This window comes from Mycobacterium sp. IS-1742 (genome assembly GCF_001500125.1).
In the GTDB taxonomy this organism is placed as follows: Bacteria; Actinomycetota; Actinomycetes; order Mycobacteriales; family Mycobacteriaceae; genus Mycobacterium.
Genome location: NZ_LQIV01000022.1, coordinates 51,849 through 67,424, shown reverse-complemented (window position 1 = coordinate 67,424; position 15,576 = coordinate 51,849). Strand labels below are relative to the sequence as shown.

General features: G+C 70.0%; 17 protein-coding genes and 1 pseudogene. 8 read left to right on the top strand and 10 right to left on the bottom strand.

Annotation, left to right across the window (positions count from 1 at the left end; genetic code table 11):
* Positions 1 to 136, bottom strand: a pseudogene (locus AU196_RS25550) (HNH endonuclease); the annotation flags it as partial.
* A gap of 258 nt (positions 137 to 394) precedes the next feature.
* Entirely contained in the window at positions 395 to 1,075 is a 681-nt protein-coding gene (locus tag AU196_RS14500; RefSeq protein WP_059095777.1) for an SDR family oxidoreductase, read from the bottom strand.
* Positions 1,076 to 1,158: 83 nt separating this feature from the next.
* Between AU196_RS14500 and AU196_RS14495 the strand changes: the two genes are divergently transcribed.
* Positions 1,159 to 2,181 carry a nitronate monooxygenase gene (locus AU196_RS14495; RefSeq protein WP_059095776.1) on the top strand — a complete coding sequence of 341 codons (1,023 nt, stop codon included), beginning with the start codon at positions 1,159 to 1,161 and terminating at the stop codon, positions 2,179 to 2,181.
* On the opposite strand, the gene AU196_RS14490 is transcribed toward AU196_RS14495, so the two are convergent.
* Positions 2,178 to 2,873 carry a VTT domain-containing protein gene (locus tag AU196_RS14490; protein ID WP_059095775.1) on the bottom strand — a complete coding sequence of 232 codons (696 nt, stop codon included), beginning with the start codon at positions 2,871 to 2,873 and terminating at the stop codon, positions 2,178 to 2,180. The two genes, AU196_RS14495 and AU196_RS14490, sit on opposite strands and share 4 nt — an antisense overlap.
* An 87-nt stretch (positions 2,874 to 2,960) precedes the next feature.
* Between AU196_RS14490 and AU196_RS14485 the strand changes: the two genes are divergently transcribed.
* Both AU196_RS14485 and fbaA read left to right on the top strand, forming a co-directional pair.
* Complete coding sequence (locus AU196_RS14485; protein ID WP_059095774.1) at positions 2,961 to 3,974, top strand: alcohol dehydrogenase catalytic domain-containing protein; 1,014 nt, start codon at positions 2,961 to 2,963, stop codon at positions 3,972 to 3,974.
* Positions 3,975 to 4,004: 30 nt separating this feature from the next.
* Positions 4,005 to 5,042: a class II fructose-bisphosphate aldolase gene (fbaA, locus tag AU196_RS14480; protein ID WP_059095773.1), complete on the top strand. Its 1,038-nt coding sequence runs from the start codon at positions 4,005 to 4,007 to the stop codon at positions 5,040 to 5,042.
* 6 nt (positions 5,043 to 5,048) lie between these two features.
* Here the strand turns inward: fbaA and AU196_RS14475 are convergent, their stop codons facing one another.
* Positions 5,049 to 5,852: an Rv0361 family membrane protein gene (locus AU196_RS14475; RefSeq protein WP_059095772.1), complete on the bottom strand. Its 804-nt coding sequence runs from the start codon at positions 5,850 to 5,852 to the stop codon at positions 5,049 to 5,051.
* Positions 5,853 to 5,950: 98 nt separating this feature from the next.
* Between AU196_RS14475 and AU196_RS14470 the strand changes: the two genes are divergently transcribed.
* Positions 5,951 to 6,367 (top strand): DUF3151 domain-containing protein, encoded by a 417-nt coding sequence (locus tag AU196_RS14470; RefSeq protein WP_059095784.1) that lies wholly within the window; start codon positions 5,951 to 5,953, stop codon positions 6,365 to 6,367.
* Positions 6,368 to 6,376: 9 nt separating this feature from the next.
* On the opposite strand, the gene AU196_RS14465 is transcribed toward AU196_RS14470, so the two are convergent.
* Together AU196_RS14465 and AU196_RS14460 are read right to left on the bottom strand one after the other, a co-directional pair.
* A complete protein-coding gene (locus AU196_RS14465; RefSeq protein WP_059095771.1) occupies positions 6,377 to 7,276 on the bottom strand; it encodes a cation diffusion facilitator family transporter in 900 nt (299 codons plus the stop codon).
* Between the two features lie 41 nt (positions 7,277 to 7,317).
* Positions 7,318 to 8,097: a site-2 protease family protein gene (locus AU196_RS14460; RefSeq protein WP_059095770.1), complete on the bottom strand. Its 780-nt coding sequence runs from the start codon at positions 8,095 to 8,097 to the stop codon at positions 7,318 to 7,320.
* 38 nt (positions 8,098 to 8,135) lie between these two features.
* Here AU196_RS14460 and AU196_RS14455 point away from each other — a divergent pair, with 38 nt between their 5' ends.
* The gene (locus tag AU196_RS14455) at positions 8,136 to 8,813 is read left to right on the top strand and encodes a gamma-glutamyl-gamma-aminobutyrate hydrolase family protein (protein ID WP_059095769.1); all 678 of its coding nucleotides are present in this window, start codon (positions 8,136 to 8,138) and stop codon (positions 8,811 to 8,813) included.
* A 7-nt stretch (positions 8,814 to 8,820) separates the two neighbouring features.
* Here the strand turns inward: AU196_RS14455 and AU196_RS14450 are convergent, their stop codons facing one another.
* Entirely contained in the window at positions 8,821 to 9,447 is a 627-nt protein-coding gene (locus tag AU196_RS14450) for a hypothetical protein (RefSeq protein WP_059095768.1), read from the bottom strand.
* Positions 9,448 to 9,517: 70 nt separating this feature from the next.
* On the opposite strand from AU196_RS14450, the gene AU196_RS14445 reads away from it, so the two are divergent.
* Genes AU196_RS14445 through AU196_RS14435 form a run of 3 tightly spaced genes read left to right on the top strand, consistent with a single transcriptional unit; the run spans position 9,518 to position 12,149 of the window.
* Positions 9,518 to 10,813 (top strand): adenylosuccinate synthase, encoded by a 1,296-nt coding sequence (locus AU196_RS14445; protein ID WP_059095767.1) that lies wholly within the window; start codon positions 9,518 to 9,520, stop codon positions 10,811 to 10,813.
* Positions 10,813 to 11,460: a PaaI family thioesterase gene (locus AU196_RS14440; RefSeq protein WP_059095766.1), complete on the top strand. Its 648-nt coding sequence runs from the start codon at positions 10,813 to 10,815 to the stop codon at positions 11,458 to 11,460. Before AU196_RS14445 ends, AU196_RS14440 begins: the two co-directional genes overlap by 1 nt.
* A 44-nt stretch (positions 11,461 to 11,504) precedes the next feature.
* The gene (locus AU196_RS14435; RefSeq protein ID WP_059095765.1) at positions 11,505 to 12,149 is read left to right on the top strand and encodes a hypothetical protein; all 645 of its coding nucleotides are present in this window, start codon (positions 11,505 to 11,507) and stop codon (positions 12,147 to 12,149) included.
* Here AU196_RS14435 and AU196_RS14430 read toward each other — a convergent pair.
* The 3 genes from AU196_RS14430 to AU196_RS14420 are packed head-to-tail and all read right to left on the bottom strand — an operon-like array spanning position 12,106 to position 15,568.
* A complete protein-coding gene (locus tag AU196_RS14430) occupies positions 12,106 to 12,300 on the bottom strand; it encodes a ferredoxin (RefSeq protein ID WP_059095764.1) in 195 nt (64 codons plus the stop codon). The genes AU196_RS14435 and AU196_RS14430 overlap by 44 nt on opposite strands.
* A 7-nt stretch (positions 12,301 to 12,307) precedes the next feature.
* Positions 12,308 to 13,513: a cytochrome P450 gene (locus AU196_RS14425; RefSeq protein ID WP_059095763.1), complete on the bottom strand. Its 1,206-nt coding sequence runs from the start codon at positions 13,511 to 13,513 to the stop codon at positions 12,308 to 12,310.
* 30 nt (positions 13,514 to 13,543) lie between these two features.
* Positions 13,544 to 15,568 carry an MMPL family transporter gene (locus AU196_RS14420; protein ID WP_059095762.1) on the bottom strand — a complete coding sequence of 675 codons (2,025 nt, stop codon included), beginning with the start codon at positions 15,566 to 15,568 and terminating at the stop codon, positions 13,544 to 13,546.
* Positions 15,569 to 15,576 lie beyond the last annotated feature (8 nt).

Sequence of the window (15,576 nt, the reverse complement as noted above, 5' to 3'; positions counted from 1 at the left end):
TTTCGGCGGCGATCTCCACGATGCGGCCGTCGATGGCGTTGCGCTGACCGGCCAGCTCGGACAGTTCCTCGAACAGCGCCTCCAGCCGCGCAGCACTCGGCGTGCTGGGAACGAAACACGGTGCGCTCGAGGGCATGACTCCATACAAGCAGAGGGGTACGACAAATCTGGGACGCGATCCACAGCGGTGGCTGAACTGTGAAAGTTATTGCTCTGTCAACGATTAGACGAGCGGGATGGCGGCGGTTTGGACCGGTAGGTCCGCACATTCAGACGTTGCAGCCGATCCGTCACCAGCGCTCTGGGAGCTGATCAACGCGCTGGGCGGAAGGTGCCCGCGGTTGGTATGTAAGCAGTCCCGTATTCGATGGTTGACACACCGCCCCGCTCGGGCTCAACGCGCAGGCGCGGACAGGCCCGCCTTCACGTCACGCGTCAGCGCGTCGCCGAGAATCTCCGCCTCACCGGCGAACAGGCCGTCGAGCGCGAGCTTCGCGATGACACCCGGGTCGGTCTTCTGGTCGGCGGGAATGTAGCTGACCATATCGGTGTCCATGTAGCCGACGTGCAATGCAGCCACGTGAATTCCTCTCGGCGCCAACTCGGTTCGCACGGCATCGGTCAGCGCCCAGGCCGCAGCCTTCGCGGCCGAGTACGCCCCGCTGGTCGGCGGATGGAACCACGACAGCACCGACAGCACGTTGAGGATGGCTCCTCCACCGTTGCGTTCGACGATCGGCGCGAACGCCCGTAGCACCTGCAGCGTGCCGAAGTAGTGGGTCTCCATCTCGAGTCGGATGTCGTCGAGCGACCCGTCGAGCAGAGTGGATTGCGTCGAGACACCGGCGTTGTTGACGACGACGTTCACGTCACCGGCGAAATCCGCAGCGCGGCGGATTGATTCGGGGTCGGTGATGTCGAGTTGCACCGGTATCACACCGGGCAGGTCGACGGTCTCGGGTCGGCGGGCGCCGGCATACACCTTGGCGCCGCGCGCGACGAGCTGCTCGGCGAACCGGCGCCCCAGTCCTCGGTTCGCCCCGGTCACCAGGGCGACGACGTTCTCAGTGTTCATGACGGCTCCTCCGTTCGGACTCTTCCGGGAACAGCGACGCCGACAGCGGCATTCCCATGGCACGATCACATCGAGGAGCACCGATGACATCACCACTGACCGGCCTGGGCGTCCGCCTGCCGGTGATCGCCGCACCCATGGCGGGCGGAGCCACCACCACCGCCATGGTGGTCGCCGCGGCCGGCGCAGGCAGCCTGGGATTGCTCGCGGCGGGCTACAAGACCCCCGACGCCATGGAAACAGAGATCGCCACGGTACGACGCGCGTCGATCCCGTTCGGCGTCAACGTCTTCGCACCGAACCCCGTGCCCGTCGACGTCGAGGCCTACCGACGCTACGCCGCCGCCCTCCAGTCGGAGGCGGACCGGTTCGGCCTCACCCTGCCCGCCGATCCGATCGACGACGACGATGCGTTCGGCGCCAAGCTCGACCTGCTGCGGACTGATCCGGTGCCCGTCGTCAGCTTCACCTTCGGACTGCCCGGCACCGACGTCATCCGCGCGCTGCAGAGGGCGGGCACGACCGTGGTGCAGACCGTGACGTCACCCCGGGAGGCCGAGGCGGCGGCCGCCGCGGGCGCCGACATGCTGGCGGTACAGGCGTCGGTCGCCGGTGGGCACTCGGGCACGCTGACGCCGGACCGGATGCCCGACCCGCTCCCGCTGACCGAACTGGTCGCGCGGATCACCACCGCGACCCGCCTGCCGGTCATCGCGGCCGGGGGACTGGCCACCGCGCAGGACGTCGCGGCCGTCCTGCGCGCCGGGGCGACGGCCGCGGCGGTCGGCACAGTGCTGCTGCGGGCCGAGGAGAGCGGCGCCTCGGCGACCCACAAGGCGGCGCTGACCGATCCGTCGCGCACCGAGACCGTCATCACCCGCGCCTTCACCGGGCGGCCGGCGCGGGGACTGCGCAACCGGTTCATCGACGAGTTCGAGGCGTCCGCACCGCTGGGCTATCCCGCCGTCCACCATCTGACGAGCCCGCTGCGCAAGGCGGCCGCGGCCGCCGGCGAGGCCGACCTGGTCCATCTGTGGGCGGGCACCGGCTTCCGCCACGCCACCGAGAGACCGACCGCGACGATCCTGAGCGAGTTGGCCGGTTAGGCGGGTTCGACCGGGGGTGCGGCGATCCCCGCCTGCTTGGCCGCCTTGCGGCGCTTGTACCACTCGAGGAACATCGGGGCGACCGAGGCGATCACGATCGCGATGACGATCGGCTCGAGAAGCTTCTGGACCATCTCGAACCTACCGAGCCAGTAGCCGAGCAGCGTCAACCCGACGCCCCACACGACGGCGCCGAGGATGTTGAACAGCGCGAACACCGGGTAGCTCATCCGCGCCGCGCCCGCGGTCAGCGGTGCCAACGTGCGCACGATCGGCACGAACCGCGCGATCACGATCGCGAACGGTCCGCGTTCCTCGAAGAACAGGTGCGCCTCGTCGAGGTAGCGCTGTTTGAGGATGCGGGCGTTCGGCTTGAACATCGCGGTGCCGACGCTGCGGCCGATCCAGTAGCCGACCTGGCCGCCCAGGATCGCGGCGATGGGGATGAACACCAACAACTGCCAGAGGTGGAAGTTGATCGGCTCGCCGCCGCCCTCGGCCACCGCGGCCGTGCCGGCGGCCAACATGCCCGCCACGAACAGCAGCGAGTCACCGGGAAGGATCGGGAACAGCACACCGGATTCGACGAAGATCACCACCAGCAGGCCCACGAGGGCCCAGCCGCCGAAGTAGCCCAGCAAAATCAGCGGATCCAGGAAGTCGGGCATGAGGGCCAGATGGGTGGTCGTCATGGGTACCCAAGATACCGGCCGAAAATTGCAGCCAACCGCTGCGCATTCGGGCGGCGGCGGCGTGTTCTCGTCACTAGGGTCCCATTTATGGCCACTCACAGAGCTGTTCACGTCGCCGCCGCAGGCGAGCCGCTCACCCTCGTCGACGTCGAGACCTCGGCTCCACCGCCCGGCCACCTGCGCATCGACGTCGCCGCCTGCGGCGTCTGCGGCACCGACCACGGGTTCGTCAACGACAACTTCCCCGGCCTGAACTGGCCGATCACACTCGGCCACGAGATCGCGGGAACGGTCGCCGAACTGGGTGACGGGGTCGAGCAGTTCGCCGTCGGCGACCGGGTGGCCGTCGGTTGGTTCGGCGGCAACTGCACCACGTGCATCCCCTGCCGCAGGGGACTGTTCATGCAGTGCGTCAACATGCAGGTGCCCAGCTGGCACTATCCCGGCGGCTACGCCGAATCGGTGGTCGTGCCCGCGACCGCGCCCGCGCGCATCCCGGACGGGCTCTCGTTCGTCGAGGCGGCGCCGATGGGGTGCGCCGGGGTGACCACGTTCAACGGGCTGCGGCAGACCCGGGCGCGCGCCGGTGACCTGGTCGCGGTCCTGGGTATCGGTGGGCTCGGCCACCTGGGCGTGCAGTTCGCCAGGGCCATGGGCTTCGAGACGGTCGCCATCGCCCGCGGCGCCGCCAAGGAGGACGACGCCAGGGCGCTCGGCGCCCACCACTACATCGACTCGACCGCCGGCGACGTCGCAGGCGAACTGCAGAAGCTCGGTGGCGCCGCGGTGGTGCTCGCCACCGCCGCCAGCGCCGCCGCCATGGGGCAGACCGTCGGCGGCCTCGGCCCGCAGGGGGAGCTGATCGTCGTCGGCGTCACGCCCGAGCAGTTGCCGATCAGTCCACTGGACCTGATCACCTCCGGGCTGTCGGTGACCGGCCACCCGTCCGGCACCGCGCGCGACGTCGAGGAGACCATGCACTTCGCGGTGCTGTCCGGCGTCCGGGCCAAGATCGAGGAGAAACCACTCGCCGAGGCCGCCGAGGCCTACGCCGCAATGGACGAGGGCCGCGCCCGCTACCGCATGGTGCTCACCATGTGATCACGCGGCGATAGGGGGATACTTCGTCGTATGCCGATCGCCACGCCCGAGGTCTACGCCGAGATGCTGGACCGCGCCAAGCAGCACTCGTTCGCGTTCCCCGCCATCAACTGCACGTCGTCGGAGACCGTCAACGCCGCCATCAAGGGCTTCGCCGACGCCGGCAGTGACGGGATCATCCAATTCTCCACCGGCGGCGCGGAATTCGCGTCCGGACTCGGTGTGAAGGAGATGGTCACCGGTGCCGTCGCGCTGGCCGAGTTCGCCCACGTGATCGCCGCGAAGTACCCGATCACCGTCGCACTGCACACCGACCACTGTCCGAAGGACAAACTCGACACCTACGTCCGCCCCCTGCTGGCGATCTCCGCGGAGCGGGTGCGCGCGGGTCGCGATCCGCTGTTCCAGTCGCACATGTGGGACGGGTCGGCGGTGCCGATCGACGAAAACCTCACGGTCGCACAGGAACTGCTCAAGCAGGCCGCGGCGGCCAAGATCATCCTCGAGGTGGAGATCGGCGTCGTCGGCGGCGAGGAGGACGGCGTCGAGGCCGAGATCAACGACAAGCTGTACACCACGTCGGAGGACTTCGAGAAGACGATCGACGCCCTCGGCGCGGGGGAGCACGGCCGGTATCTGCTGGCCGCCACGTTCGGCAACGTGCACGGCGTGTACAAGCCCGGCAACGTCAAACTCAAGCCCGAGGTGCTGGCGGAGGGGCAGAAGGTGGCCGCCGCGAAGCTCGGACTGGATTCGGGTGCACAGCCTTTCGACTTCGTCTTCCACGGCGGTTCGGGCTCGCTGAAGTCGGAGATCGAGGACTCGTTGCGCTACGGCGTGGTCAAGATGAACGTCGACACCGACACCCAGTACGCGTTCACCCGTCCGATCGCCGCGCACATGTTCTCGAACTACGACGGGGTGCTCAAGGTCGACGGCGAGGTGGGCAACAAGAAGGTCTACGACCCGCGCAGCTATCTGAAGAAGGCCGAGGCAGGGATGGCCGAGCGGGTCATCGAGGCCTGCCGGGATCTCCACAGCGAGGGCCGCTCGGTCACCGCCGAGTAGACGTCACTACGGCGACGGGGCCTGGCAGATCTTCCACTGGTCGTCGCGGAACTCCAGGTCGAAGCTGCGGGTCGAGCGGGTCTGCGGGGCGTAGGCCATGAACGCGGTGACGTTGGCTTCGGCGTGGTCGCCGTTGACGACGATCTGGTCGATGCTGGCGACCACCGGGTACTGCTTGGCCGCGGCGACCCGCTTGTGGGTCTCCTCCCACGCCTTGTCGTCGTAGTTGACGTAGCTGTCGCGTTTGGCGCCGCACGTGATGCCGCGCAGCGTGGCCAGATCGCCGTTCTGGATGGCGACGTCGAACTGCTCGATCGTGGTGCGGACCTGATCCTCCTGCGATGCCGCGGACCCGGCCCCGCGGGTCAGCAGGATGGTGCCCAGGATCGCGATCGCCACCAGCGCGGCGATCACCAGGACGACGGCCACCACCCAGCCCCAGCTGCGGCGTCCCGGCTGCGGCGGCTTCGGAGCATCCCCGCGCGGGGGGATGACCTGCGGACCCGCGGCCTTCTGTGCGGCGAACGGGTCGGTGGCCGATCCGGTGTGGCCGGCCTCCGACCTCGGGAACACCTCGGTGGCGGGCTCGGGCGGGGGATCGATCTTCTGGGTGGATCCGGCGTCGAAGCCCGACGGGGCGGTGAAGCGCCGTTCGGGGTCGGCCGCCTCGCTCGGCTGCCGGTCCGGCGTCTGCGACGCGATGATCTCGGTGGCGGGTTCGTGATCGGCCGCGGGCGACGGCCGGGTGGCGTCGTCCGGGCCGGCCTGGGTCGGCTCGTCACCCTGTTCGGGCCCTCGTGGGTTCGACATCCCGCTGCGTTCCTCCTCCGACGACGCTACCGATGGAGCTTATCGACCGATTCGAGCCGATGACCGCTCGCCGCGACCGGCACGGCACAATGTTGTCCATGACGCGGATGGGTGACCTTCTCGGACCGGACCCGGTGCTGCTGCCGGGTGACCCTGAAGCGGAGGCGGAACTCGACGCCAGCGAGAACCCGGCGATCGTGGCCGCGGCCCATCCGTCGGCCTCGGTCGCGTGGGCCGCGCTCGCCGAGGAGGCGCTCGCCGACGACAAGGCCGTCACCGCTTACGCCTACGCCCGTACCGGCTACCACCGCGGACTCGACCAGCTGCGGCGCAACGGGTGGAAGGGCTTCGGGCCGGTGCCCTACCGGCACGAGCCCAACCGCGGTTTCCTGCGCTGCGTCGCGGCCCTGGCCCGCGCGGCGGACACCATCGGCGAGACCGACGAATACCAGCGGTGCCTCGACCTGCTCGACGACTGCGACCCGTCGGCGCGGGCGGAATTCGGCCTGAGCTGAGCCCGGCCCTTACCAGTCGTTGCTCTCGCAGTTGCAGTCCGCGGCGTCGCCGGGCGGCTCGACCTGCACCGTCGCATGGTCCAGGCCACGGGCGGCCAGCACCGCGCGGGCGTCGTCGAGGACTCGGGCCGAATCGCGGGACGACGTCAGATGCGCGGTGACGACGTCCTTGCCCGGGACGAGCGTCCACACGTGCAGATCGTGCACCTCGGTCACCCCGTCGACCGCGCACAGCGCGGTCTTCAGCTCGTCGACGTCGATGTGAGCCGGCGAGGACTCAGAGAGGATCCGCAGCGCCGCGCGAGCCAGTGAGATCGCCCGCGGCAACACCCACAGCGCGACGAACACCGCGACCACGACGTCGGCGTACGGCCATCGCGTCGTCACGGTCACGATGCCCGCGATGAGCACCCCGATGCTGCCGACCGTGTCGGCGACGACCTCCATGTAGGCGCCCTTGACCGCGAGGCTCTCCTTGGAGTGCGACCGCAGCAGCAGGACGACGACGGCGTTGGCGGCCAACCCGGCCAGCGCGACCACGATCATCGGAACGCCCGGCACATCCGGCGCGTCACCGAGCCGTTCGACCGCCTCGTAGAGGATGAACGCCGCCATCGCGAGTAGCAGTGCGGCGTTGGCGACGGCGGTGAACACCTCGGCGCGGTGCCAGCCGTAGGTGCGGGCGGGTGAGGCGCTGCCGTGCCGGGCGAGCAGGACGGCGGTCAGCCCCATGAACATCGCGACGAGGTCGGTGAGCATGTGCCCGGCGTCGGCGAGCAGGGCGATGGAGTCGATCCACAGCGCGGTGACCAGTTCGAGCACGAAGAACCCGGTGAGGATGGCCGCGGCGATGAGCATCCTGCTGACACGGGTATCGGTCCCGTGGTGGTGATCGTGGCCGGCGCCCATGCGAGCAATCTATGCGTGAAGTCGCATATATCGCAAGGGTGTCACAGCCAGGCGGACCAGAAGCGCGTCAGCCGGCCGCCGATCGACATCAGCGCGCTGGGCACCCCGGACAGTTCGGAAAGCCAGTACACCGCGCCGAAGAACCACTGGTTGAGCGCGGGGGCGAGCAGCAGGATCAGCAGGATGAAGAATCCCCACTGCTTGACGGGAACCAGGGCGCGCTGGGTGTCTGGGGCCAGATGCGGTTCGAGCGCGCCGTAGCCGTCCAGACCGGGGATGGGGAGCATGTTCAGGACGAACGCGGTGACCTGCAGGAAACCGAGGAACGCCAGACCGGCCCAGAACACCCCGTGCGCGGGGTCGTACAGCAGACGCGTCAACCCCAGCAGCAGGATTGCCAGCACCAGGTTCGCGCTCGGGCCGGCGAGACTCACCAGGGTCCTCTGGCGCGGGGTCATCCACGACGTGCGCAGGTAGACCGCCCCGCCGGGCAGACCGATCCCGCCGAGGGCGATGAACAGCACCGGCAGCCCGAGCGAGAGCATCGGGTGCGAGTACTTCAACGGGTTGAGCGTCAGGTAGCCGCGGATCTCGACATCGCGGTCACCGAACCGGAACGCGGTGTAGGCATGCCCGAACTCGTGCAGGGACAACGACACCAGCCAGCCGGCGATCACGAAGACGAACACCCCGGCGTAGGCCAGCGGCCGCACCGTGTCCGCCGCCATCCACGCCAGGGCCCCGCCGGCGACGGTGACCGCCAGGACGGCGAGGAAGACGGGGCTCGGCCGCACCGATCGGTGCAGCGGGCGGATGCTCACGGTTCGACGTTACCGGCGGATGGTATGAAACCAAGACCATGAATTCGGAAACACTGCCCTTGATCGGTGTCTGCGGGGTGAGCGCCACCGCCCGCTGGGGGTTCTGGGACCAGCCGGCGGTCCTCGTCGCCCAGACCTACCTGGAGGCGATCCACCGCGCGGGCGGCCAGCCGTTGATCCTGCCCCCCTCCGCCCACGCCGACACCGACCTGCTGCTCCAGACCGTCGACGCGCTCGTCCTCGCCGGGGACGACGACATCGTCGCGGAGCGCGACGGGTTCGAGATCGAGATCGCCGGCACCGCGCTGTCCGAGGCCGTGCCGGTGCTCGGCATCTGCCGCGGACTGCAGGCCCTCAGCGTCGCGGCAGGCGGCACCCTGCGCCGCGAGTTCGGAGCGCAGCCGCCCGCCGAAGCGACGTTCCACACCGTCGACGTGACCGCCGACAGCTCGCTCGGCGAGATGGGGTTCGCCGGCATCCGCGAGGTGGCCTCCCACCGCCGCAGGGGCGTGGCCACCGTGGGCTCGGGTGCCACGGTGACGGCGGTGTCGATACCCGAAGGGGAGATCGAAGCGGTCGAGTGGCCGGACCACCCGTTCGCCGTCGGCGTGCAATGGCACCCGCAGGATCCCTTGCTGCACAACCTGTTCAGCGCGTTGATCTCCGCCGCCACCGCACCCCTGTTCAAGGGGTCCTCGTATCCGGTGCTGCCGTAGCGGAGCGTCAGCCGACGCGCAGCCAGCCCTCGGTGTGGCGGTAGAACGTCGACCGCTTGACCTCGCGGGCGCCGTCGACACCGTCGCGGATCACCCGCGCGCCCGTCGTCCCCAACTGCGCGGCCCGCCCGGCCACCCAGCGGTGCGGCCGTCCGCGACCGGACAGCACAGCCGCCCGCAGCCCCGGCATCTCCGCCGTCGGTTCGATGCGCACACCCGCGACGTGTCCGGAGAACAGCGTGGTGTCGTCGACCACGCCCTCCCCGAACAGGTCCTCGCCGGTGCCCCGCCACTCGGCCTGCCCGACGATCGCGATCCCGGCGTCGTCCCTGATCAGCGGCACCCGCGTGGCCGTACCCGACAGCGCCCTGCGCGCCCCGAGCAACCCCCGCACGGCCGCCAGCTCCACGCCGAGGCGTTCGGTGCGCATCAGCCGGGTCAGCGCCGTCGCCAGGTCCGCGTCGGAGCCCACGACCACCAGCCGGCGGGCACCGGCCGCGGCGGCGTCGACGTCCGCCGAACCCGCCACGTTCACGGTGTCCAGACCGCTCAGCCCGCGGGGCGTGTCGTGTCCGTCGAACCGCAGGACGACGACGCCCGCGGCCCGGTCTCCGGCGCTGTCTCTGGCACTCAAGAGCGATCCTCCCGACCTGCTGGGATAGGGTGTGTCACCGGCTGCACCACATCAAGCGGGAGATTAAGCCATGCCGGCAATCGTGCTCATCGGCGCCCAGTGGGGCGACGAGGGCAAAGGAAAGGCCACCGATCTACTCGGTGGCCGCGTGCAGTGGGTCGTGCGGTACCAGGGCGGCAACAACGCCGGTCACACCGTCGTGCTCCCCACCGGCGAGAACTTCGCCCTGCACCTCATCCCGTCGGGGATTCTCACCCCCGGCGTCACCAACGTCATCGGCAACGGCGTCGTCGTCGATCCGGGGGTGCTGCTCACCGAGCTGCGGGGTCTGGAGGAGCGCGGCGTCGACACCGAACGGCTGCTGATCTCCGCCGACGCGCACCTGCTCATGCCCTATCACGTCGCGATCGACAAGGTCGTCGAGCGGTGGGCGGGCAGCAAGAAGATCGGCACCACCGGTCGCGGCATCGGACCCTGTTACCAGGACAAGATCGCCCGCATCGGCATCCGCGTCGCCGACGTGCTCGACCCCGTGCAGCTGGCCGAGAAGATCGAGGCCGCGCTGGAGTTCAAGAACCAGGTGCTGGTCAAGATCTACAACCGCAAGGCGCTCGACGCCGCCGAGGTGGTCGACAACCTGCTCGAACAGGCCGAAGGGTTCAGGCACCGCATCGCCGACGCCCGGCTGCTCCTGGGCGCCGCGCTCGAGCGGGGCGAGACGGTGCTACTGGAGGGGTCGCAGGGCACGCTGCTCGACGTCGACCACGGCACCTATCCGTTCGTCACGTCCTCGAACCCGACCGCGGGCGGGGCGGCCGTCGGATCGGGCATCGGCCCCACGCGCATCACGACCGTGCTCGGCATCCTCAAGGCCTACACCACGCGGGTGGGTTCGGGTCCGTTCCCGACCGAGCTGTTCGACGAGCACGGCGCCTACCTCGCAAAGACCGGCGGGGAGGTCGGGGTGACCACCGGACGGGCCCGCCGCTGCGGCTGGTTCGACGCCGTGATCGCCCGGTACGCCACCCGCGTCAACGGCATCACCGACTACTTCCTCACCAAACTCGACGTGCTCTCCAGCCTGGAGACGGTGCCGGTGTGCGTCGGCTACACGATCGACGGCAAGCGCACCGACGAGATGCCGATGACCCAGAGCGACATCGCCCGCGCCGAGCCGATCTACGAGGAGCTGCCCGGCTGGTGGGAGGACATCTCCGGGGCCCGGGAGTTCGAGGATCTGCCCGCCAAGGCCCGCGACTACGTGTTGCGGCTCGAAGAGCTTGCCGGAGCGCACGTCTCGTGCATCGGCGTGGGTCCGGGGCGGGATCAGACGATCGTGCGGCGTGACGTGCTGGCGGCGCGGTGATGTCGTCCGATTTCGGGTTGGATCCGCGCCGCGTCGATCCCGAGTACGACCGCCACGGCGGATTCCCGGTGTTCGAGGCCGCCGAACCCGGACCCGGCTTCGCGCGGTTCCTCACCGCGATGCGGCGGGCGCAGGATCTGGCCGTGGCGGTCGATCCGGACCGCGACACCTGGGACGAGGCCGCCGACCGGGTCGAGGAACTGGTCAAGCTGCTCGACCCGTATCAGGCCCGTGAGGGTGTCGGCCCGGCCAACCGGGTGCCGTCGCTGCCGGGGGCGGGCAGCCTGCTGATGCCGCCGTGGACGGTGACCAAGTTCGAGGCCGACGGCGTCGAACTCGAGGTCACGTTCAGCCGCTACCACGTGGGCGGTAACTCCGCGGTGCACGGCGGTGTGCTGCCCCTGCTGTTCGACTCGATGTTCGGCATGGTCATCCACGCGACCGGCCGCCCGATCAGCCGCACCGCGTTCCTGCACGTCGACTACCGCAACGTGACCCCGATCGACACCGTGCTGACGGCCCGGGGTTGGCTGCGAGAAGCCGAGGGGCGCAAGGCTTTCGTCAACGCCGAACTGCGTGACGGCGGCGACACCCTGCTGGCCGAGGCGAACGGCCTGATGATCCGATTGCTGCCCGGACAGCCCTGAGTGGGTGCGACGATGGCCGCGTGGCCGGACCTCAACCGCACCGGATGTCGACGCCCAAAGCCGCGGCGCTGGCCGGAGTGGTCTTCGCGCTGTTGTTCGGGGCGGCGCTGATCCTGATCCGCCTGTCGCTTCCGGAGGGCGCCGAACCCGGCTCCCAATGGATCGACGCCGGCAGTCACCGGTTACGGGTGGCGGCGATGCTCATGCCGTTCGCCGGGATTGCGTTCCTGTGGTTCATCGGTGTCGTCCGCGACGGGTTCGGCCGGTACGAGGACAAGTTCTTCTCGACGGTGTTCCTCGGCAGCGGCCTGCTGTTCCTGGCGATGATGTTCGTCGCCGCCGGGGTGGGCGCGGGCCTGGAGTCGATGAGCGGACACACCGCGGTACGCGGTTCCGACGTGGCCCTGCTCGGGCAGACGGTGCTGCTGTCGATCTCGAAGACGTACGCGTTGCGGATGGCCGCGGTGTTCATGATCTCGCTGGCCACGATCTGGCTGCGCAGCGGTCTGATGCCGAGGCCGCTGGTCTACGGCACCTATCTCGTCGCGCTGGCCCTGATCGCGGCCGCGGAGGTCAGCATGTGGCTCACCCTGGCGTTCCCGGCGTGGGTGTTGGTCATCAGCGCGTTGTTGCTGCGCCGCAGCTTCACTCCTGCGCCACCCGCAGCGCCGTCGCCGGACACAGCTTGACCGCTTCCCGGGCGTGGTCCTGCTCGCCCTCGGGCACCGGATCGGCCAGCAGGACGACGATGCCGTCGTCGTCCTGGTCGAACACCTCCGGCGCGGTCATCACACAGTTGCCCGCGCTGATGCACACATCGCGGTCCGCGTCGATCCTCATCGCGTCATCACCATCCCACCAGTAGCGACCGTAACCCGTAGATGAAGTGGAACGAGCGGAACTCGACGTCGGAGAACGGTTCGGCCAGCGTCAATGTCGGGAAGCGGCGCAGCAGCGCGGGGAACGCGATCCGCATCTCCATGCGGGCCAGCGGCGCACCGAGGCAGTGGTGCACGCCGTGCCCGAACGCGAGGTGACCGGGTGCGCCGCGGCCGATGTCGAGCGTTTCCGGCGCGTCGACGAAACTCGGGTCCCGGTTGGCCGACGGCAGCGAGACGAACACCAACTGCCCCTGGGGAATCGGCACGCCGGCCACCTCGACGTCGGTGGTGGTGATCCGAGGGATGCCGCTGTGCACGATCGACAGCCACCGGAGCAGCTCCTCGACCGCCGGACCCACCGCGTCGGGGTCGTCGCGCACGGCCGCGAGCTGCTCGGGGTGGCGCAGCAGGGCCAACACCCCGAGGCCGAGCATGTTGGAGGTGGTCTCGTGCCCGGCGAGCAGCAGCAGTCCGGCGATGCCGACCAGTTCGTCGTCGGTCAACTCGTCGCCGTGCTCGCGCACCAACATGCCGAGGATGTCGTCGCCCGGTCTGTGGCGGGCCCGTCCGACCAGCGAGTGCATGTATTCGCGGCCCTGCCGGGCCAGGTCGAACCGCTCGGGGATCGGCAGTGACAGGTCGAGTTGACGGGCGCTGCGCCGCTGGAAGTCCTCCCGGTCGGCGTACGGGACGCCGAGCAGTTCGCAGATCACCAACGACGGGATGGGCAACGCGAACGCGGCCACCAGATCGGTCGGCGGGCCGGCTTTCTGCATCGCGTCGAGATGTTCGTCGACGATTGCCACGATCCGCGGTTCCAGCCGGTTGATCCGGCGCAGCGTGAACTCGGGGGTGAGCATCCGGCGCAGCCGCTGGTGTTCGGGCGGATCGTTGGCGAGCAGGTTGCCCGCGGCGGCGCGCGCCTGTTCCCCGTCGGGCACGGCGGGCGCACCCGGGACGACGAAACCGGGCGGGCGGGTGTTGGAGAACCGCTCGTGGTCGGCGAGCACGGCTTTGACGTCGTCGTGGCGGGTCACCAGGTACACGTCCATGCCGAACGCGTTCTTGGCCACGCGCACGCCCGCCGACTCCCGGATCTCGCGCAGTTCCGGCGTCGGGTCGAAACCGGTGCGCCGCATGTGGAGTGGCGGAAGGGCTGGGGCGGCCGTCATACCTCACGAACGTACGCCCGTCGGGGCCGACTACGGCGACGCGCGCAGCGCCGGCCACCAGATCTTCGGCCCGAACACCGTGAACAGGGCCGGGATGATGACCGTGCGCACCAGGAACGTGTCGAGCAGGATGCCCAGGCCGACGATGATGCCCAGCTGGGTGAGCACGATCAGCGGCAACACGCCGAGGACGCAGAACACCGCGGCCAGCACGATGCCCGCGCTGGTGATGACCGCGCCGGTCGCCGACACCGCGCGCACGATGCCCTGGCGCGTGCCGTGCTCCGGTGTCTCCTCCCGGGCGCGGGTGACCAGGAAGATCGTGTAGTCCACGCCGAGTGCCACGAGGAACAGGAACGCGAACAACGGGGTCGTGTCGTCGAGTGCCGGGAAGCCGAACAGGTGGACGCTGGCCCAGCCGCCGAGCCCGAGCGCGGCCAGGGCGCTGAGCACCGTCACCCCGACCAGGATCAGCGGCGCGAGCGCCGAGCGCAGCAGGACGTACAACACCACGAGGACCACGGCGAGGATCGTCGGGATCACCACCATGCGGTCGCGGCCGGCGGCGGTGCTGATGTCGCGGGCCTGTGCGTCGGAACCGCCGACCAGCGCCGACGAGTCCACGGCGCGCACGGTGTCGCGCAGCCGGTCGATCGTCGAGAACGCCTCGTCGGAGGCGGGTTCGGCGGACAGCACCACCGACCACTGCGTCAGCCCGGACGGGGACGTGCCGGCCGGGTTCGCCGACACGACGCCCGGGGTCTCGGTGATGGCGCGCTGCAGCTCGCCCGTCTTGTCCGAGGGGCCGACGACGCGGGTGGGATCGGTCAGCCCGCTGGGGAAGTGGTCGGCCAGGGTCTCGTAGCCGGTGACCGATTCGGCCTGCACCCGGAACTGCTCGGTCTGGGTCAGCCCGATCGGGGTGAACAGCAGGCCGGTGCACAACACGGCCAGCGTGCCGATCGACAGCACGGCGACGCGGACCGGGCGGCGCGCCACACCGTCGGCGATGCGGTGCCACAGCCCGCTGTCGGTCAGCGGCGCGGCGCCCTCCTTGGGGATGAACGGCCAGAACAGTTTCTTGCCGAACACCCGCAGCAGGGCGGGCAGCACCAGCAGCACGAAGACGGCCGCGACCACCAGACCGGCGGCGGCCTGCACACCGAGGGCCCGGGTGCTCGGAGCTGACGCGAACACCAGCGTCAGCAGGGCCAGCACCACGGTGGCGTTGCTGGCCAGGATGGCCGGCCTGGCGGCGCGCACGGCGACGGCGAGCGCTTCGCGATGGTCGCCGGCTCGGCTCAGCTCCTCGCGGTATCGGGAGATCAGCAGCAACGCGTAGTTGGTGCCCGCGCCGAACACCAGGACGCTGGTGATGCCGGAGGTCGAGCCGTCGGGGGTCATGCCGACGGCCTCGGCGATCGCGGTGCCGACCAGGGCGGCCACCCGGTCGGCGAATCCGATCACCGCCAGCGGCACCAGGAACAGCACCGGAGAGCGGTACGTCACGATCAGCAGCAGCGCCACGACGGCGGCCGTCACCGCCAGCAGCGTGACGTTGGCGCCGGAGAACGAGTTGGCGATGTCGGCGCCGAACGCAGGCCCGCCGGTCACCTCGGCCCGCAGATCGCCGGGCAGTCCGTCGGTGGCGGCCTTCCGAAGGCCCTTGACCGCGTCGGTGAGGTCGAATCCGGACAGGTCGCCGGCGAGCGGCACGGTGGCGATGGCCGCCTCGTCGTCCTCGGAGACCAGCACCGGGGGACCGGCGGGGGCGCTGCCCGCACCGGTGAGCATGCGCTGGCGCGCCTCCTCGGTGGCAGCCACGTCGGCGGGTGACAGCGGGCCGCCGTCGGTGCGGGTCACCACGAGGATCACCGGCGCCTCGTCGCCGCCGGGGAACTCGCTCCGCAGGGCGTTGACCTTGGCGGATTCCGCATCCGCCGGCACCGAGACCGGTGACTGGGAGCTCGACTCGCCGCCGGTGAGGACGCCCATCAGCCCGCCGGACACGAGTACCACCAGCAACGCCACGACCCAGGAGAAACGACCCGCCATACCGACCA

What these genes read in the sequence shown, in the direction of transcription:
- AU196_RS14500 (WP_059095777.1), bottom strand. Translation starts at nt 1,075, where the DNA reads ATGAACACTGAGAACGTCGTCGCCCTGGTGACCGGGGCGAACCGAGGA.
- AU196_RS14495 (WP_059095776.1), top strand. Translation starts at nt 1,159, where the DNA reads ATGACATCACCACTGACCGGCCTGGGCGTCCGCCTGCCGGTGATCGCC.
- AU196_RS14490 (WP_059095775.1), bottom strand. Translation starts at nt 2,873, where the DNA reads ATGACGACCACCCATCTGGCCCTCATGCCCGACTTCCTGGATCCGCTG.
- AU196_RS14485 (WP_059095774.1), top strand. Translation starts at nt 2,961, where the DNA reads ATGGCCACTCACAGAGCTGTTCACGTCGCCGCCGCAGGCGAGCCGCTC.
- fbaA (WP_059095773.1), top strand. Translation starts at nt 4,005, where the DNA reads ATGCCGATCGCCACGCCCGAGGTCTACGCCGAGATGCTGGACCGCGCC.
- AU196_RS14475 (WP_059095772.1), bottom strand. Translation starts at nt 5,852, where the DNA reads ATGTCGAACCCACGAGGGCCCGAACAGGGTGACGAGCCGACCCAGGCC.
- AU196_RS14470 (WP_059095784.1), top strand. Translation starts at nt 5,951, where the DNA reads ATGACGCGGATGGGTGACCTTCTCGGACCGGACCCGGTGCTGCTGCCG.
- AU196_RS14465 (WP_059095771.1), bottom strand. Translation starts at nt 7,276, where the DNA reads ATGGGCGCCGGCCACGATCACCACCACGGGACCGATACCCGTGTCAGC.
- AU196_RS14455 (WP_059095769.1), top strand. Translation starts at nt 8,136, where the DNA reads ATGAATTCGGAAACACTGCCCTTGATCGGTGTCTGCGGGGTGAGCGCC.
- AU196_RS14445 (WP_059095767.1), top strand. Translation starts at nt 9,518, where the DNA reads ATGCCGGCAATCGTGCTCATCGGCGCCCAGTGGGGCGACGAGGGCAAA.
- AU196_RS14440 (WP_059095766.1), top strand. Translation starts at nt 10,813, where the DNA reads ATGTCGTCCGATTTCGGGTTGGATCCGCGCCGCGTCGATCCCGAGTAC.
- AU196_RS14435 (WP_059095765.1), top strand. Translation starts at nt 11,505, where the DNA reads ATGTCGACGCCCAAAGCCGCGGCGCTGGCCGGAGTGGTCTTCGCGCTG.
- AU196_RS14430 (WP_059095764.1), bottom strand. Translation starts at nt 12,300, where the DNA reads ATGAGGATCGACGCGGACCGCGATGTGTGCATCAGCGCGGGCAACTGT.
- AU196_RS14425 (WP_059095763.1), bottom strand. Translation starts at nt 13,513, where the DNA reads ATGACGGCCGCCCCAGCCCTTCCGCCACTCCACATGCGGCGCACCGGT.
- AU196_RS14420 (WP_059095762.1), bottom strand. Translation starts at nt 15,568, where the DNA reads ATGGCGGGTCGTTTCTCCTGGGTCGTGGCGTTGCTGGTGGTACTCGTG.